The organism is Flavobacterium sp. (genome assembly GCF_036405015.1).
GTDB lineage: Bacteria > Bacteroidota > Bacteroidia > Flavobacteriales > Flavobacteriaceae > Flavobacterium.
Genome location: NZ_DASWYK010000246.1, coordinates 1 through 3,425, shown reverse-complemented (window position 1 = coordinate 3,425; position 3,425 = coordinate 1). Strand labels below are relative to the sequence as shown.

Sequence of the window (3,425 nt, the reverse complement as noted above, 5' to 3'; positions counted from 1 at the left end):
AATTAATTTTCAGTCAGAATTAAAAATTCCTGTTGAGTATAAAGGTTTGGAGCTAGAATCTGATTTAAGATGTGATTTATTTATTGAGAATTATTTAGTTCTTGAATTAAAAGCGGTTGATCAAATCATTCCAATCCATGTAGCCAAACTAATGTCTTATATGAAACTTTTAAAATCTCCAATAGGTTTAATGATAAATTTTAATGTAACAAATATTTATCACGAAGGTCAAAAAACATATGTCAACGATTTATATCGCTGGTTAGAAGATTAAAAAAAACAATAATTAAACCCATTTTAAGTAGTACAAGCAAAACTTAAATTTTCTTATATTACTTATATGGTGGAAAAAACAAAAAAAATGGAACAAGAAATAGACACAAACGAATTAGGAGAATCAATCGTAAGAGTTTTAAAAGGCATTTACGATCCTGAGATTCCTGTAGATATTTACGAATTAGGATTAATTTACGACGTAATGGTAAACACCGATTACGAGGTAAAAATCTTAATGACATTGACTTCTCCAAACTGTCCGGTTGCTGAAAGTTTACCAAGAGAAGTAGAAGAAAAAGTAAAAACAATCGAAAACATCAAAGATGTAGATGTTGAAATTACTTTCGATCCGCCTTGGAGCAAAGATTTAATGAGCGAAGAAGCGAAATTAGAATTAGGAATGCTTTAAAAAAGTTTTCAGTTTTCAGTCGCAGTGTACAGTACTGCAACTGGAAAAGAAAAAAAATATAAATACTTTAAAAGTACAGTTTTCAGTCACAGTTAAATACTGAGACTGAAAACCGTGACTGAAAACTTAAAAAAATGGAAGAAATCATCAATAAAGTTGCCAATAGTGCCTTAGAAGTTTTTGATTTAGAGGATTATTATCCAAAAGGAATGCGTGTGCAGATTGACATTTCGCAATGGCTTTTGGAAGGATTTTTATTGAAAGAAAAAGACTTTAGAGAACATCTTAAAAATCACGATTGGTCACAATATCAGGATCAATATGTAGCTGTTCATTGCAGTACAGATGCTATTATTCCCGCTTGGGCTTTAATCTTAGTTAGCGTTCACTTAGCTCCTTTTGCAAAAAAAGTAGTCAATGGAACGATTGAAGATCTGGACGGAAGTCTTTACGAAGAAATTTTAAGTAAAATCGATTATTCTGCTTATCAAGGCAAACCAGTAATTGTAAAAGGTTGTTCTCGAAAACCAGTTCCAATGCGTGCTTATATTTTGGCAACAAACTACTTACAGCCGTTTGCGAGAAGCATTATGTACGGCGAAGCATGTTCGGCAGTACCTTTATACAAAGAATCTAAGAAATAACCTGCAATAACAGCGCTTCAACTTTTATCTTTCAATTGGTTTTTAGTATATTTGATAATACACTTAAACTAAATACCATGAGAAAGATCCTCTTATTACTCTTCGTTTTAGCAAATCTTACTTTCACTCAAGCCCAAAATACTGAAAAAGAACTAGCTCAAAATACCGAAAAAGCCGTAAAAAAAATCAATGACACCATTGAAAAAGAAGGTTGGAAAGCCAAAGGAACGGTATCACTTTTACTGAATCAATCGAGCTTTAACAACTGGATTGCGGGTGGTGAGGACAGTTTCTCAGGAACATTAGGAATCAATTACGATTTCAATTATAAAAAAGACGATGTAACCTGGGATAATAAAGTTCTGGCGTCTTATGGTTTATTACAAACTAAAAACACCGATTTTAGCAAGAAAACAGACGACCGTTTAGAATTCAATTCTATTCTTGGTAAAAGAGCATTTGGAGAATGGTACTACTCTTTCTTTCTGAATTTTAGAACGCAATTTACAACAGGTTACGTTTATGGTCAAGATGCCAACGGAAAAGAAATTAGAACCGAAAACACCAAGTTTATGTCTCCAGGATATCTAACAACGGGTCCGGGTATTTATTGGTCTAAAGACGAAAATCTTAAAATAAACTTCGCTCCTCTAACTTCAAAATTCACTTTTGTGGATAGCGCATATACTTCAGGCATTGATCAAAATACAGGACTACCTTATGTTGACGGTGCTTATTTTGGAGTAGATGCCAATAAAGCGATGCGTTACGAGCTCGGTTTCTATGCTTCTGTATATTACAAATTAGCCATTATGACTAATGTGACTGCAGAAAACACATTAAATTTATATTCTAATTATTTAGAAGATCCTCAGAATGTAGACATCAATTACTCATTGAATATTATCATGAAAGTAAACAAATTCCTTTCTGCTAATTTAGCTTTCCAAGCTATTTATGATGACAATGCTTTCAAAGGTCTTCAAACCAGAGAAGTATTTGGTTTAGGAGTGAATTTCGGATTTTAATTCCCAAAAAAAACATAAAAAAAAGAGCTTTTCAATGAAATATTGAAAAGCTCTTTTTTATTAAATCAAAAATTACAATGACGGATTGTGTCTTGTTCTGATTTGTGCAGCATCAAATTTTTCGATTAATTTTTTTGCGCTCGAAATCAAATCTTTTCCATCTCCTTTGTCATAATCATTTGCAATTAAACCTTCACCTTCTTTTATTGTTTTTTCAGGCTGGTCTAAGTACAAATAGATTTTACCTAAATTGTAATAAGCTGAATATCTAATTTTTCTACTTCCTTTATTATCTTCTTTGTACTTCGTTTTTAAAGACTCAAAATACTCAATTAAAGGTTGTAAATCGGCTGCTAACTTATCAATCGGCTGATCTGCTTTCATTGTAGCAAACTGTGTTTTAACAGCTTCAATAGCTTCTTTTTGTATAGCTCCTTCTTCTTCTTTAGAATCCATAATCCATAATTGTTCCTGAAAACTAATAGGTCTGAATCCGTAGTTGTAATTTAACTGAGTATTAGCCGAACTAATTGCTTTATCAACATATTCTCTTAATCTCTTGTCAAAATTTACTCCTCTGTTTTTTGCATTTTCTTTTTCAAGAAATCCTTGACTAGAATTTTCAGCAGACCTGTATACATAAGCATCAGAAAAATTAAATTTCAAAGTATTTCCTGTTTGAGCATCATTTGCTGGTGCTTCCTGATTGGTACTTTTCAAAAACCTGTTAGCTGGTTTTGCCGGTGCTTCGACTGGTGCTGCTGCTACTGGTTTTACTACCGTTGGAGCATTTACAATTGCATATCCTTTACCTCTGTAAGTGGTAACAAGAGTATACATATTGTATGATTTAATCACTTTTCCGTCTTTGTCTTTTTCTTCTACTTTTCTGGTTTCTACAGTTGTACCTTCTTCGTAGAAATCTGCTAAATTAAGATCTACGGTAAGTGAAGCGTTTCCTTCAACTTTTTTCCATCCGTAAATATTTAGCTGGTTGTTTAAAACTCTTGCACTTGGAAATAAGTTCGAAATTGGTCCGTCTGTAATAATATTTGTCGCATAAGTTCT

General features: G+C 32.6%; 5 protein-coding genes. 4 read left to right on the top strand and 1 reads right to left on the bottom strand.

What is annotated here, in order from left to right; translation table 11 throughout:
- The 4 genes from VGE71_RS21550 to VGE71_RS21535 form a co-directional block, all read left to right on the top strand.
- On the top strand, positions 1 to 274 hold a 274-nt coding region (locus tag VGE71_RS21550; RefSeq protein ID WP_331140164.1), incomplete at its 5' end, for a GxxExxY protein.
- Positions 275 to 361: 87 nt separating this feature from the next.
- Positions 362 to 685: an SUF system Fe-S cluster assembly protein gene (locus VGE71_RS21545; protein WP_012023258.1), complete on the top strand. Its 324-nt coding sequence runs from the start codon at positions 362 to 364 to the stop codon at positions 683 to 685.
- A 134-nt stretch (positions 686 to 819) separates the two neighbouring features.
- The gene (locus VGE71_RS21540; RefSeq protein ID WP_331140163.1) at positions 820 to 1,329 is read left to right on the top strand and encodes a DUF2480 family protein; all 510 of its coding nucleotides are present in this window, start codon (positions 820 to 822) and stop codon (positions 1,327 to 1,329) included.
- Between the two features lie 77 nt (positions 1,330 to 1,406).
- A complete protein-coding gene (locus VGE71_RS21535) occupies positions 1,407 to 2,357 on the top strand; it encodes a DUF3078 domain-containing protein (RefSeq protein ID WP_331140162.1) in 951 nt (316 codons plus the stop codon).
- A gap of 72 nt (positions 2,358 to 2,429) precedes the next feature.
- On the opposite strand, the gene VGE71_RS21530 is transcribed toward VGE71_RS21535, so the two are convergent.
- Positions 2,430 to 3,425 (bottom strand): hypothetical protein (locus VGE71_RS21530; RefSeq protein WP_331140161.1); only part of this gene is annotated, 996 nt, incomplete at its 5' end.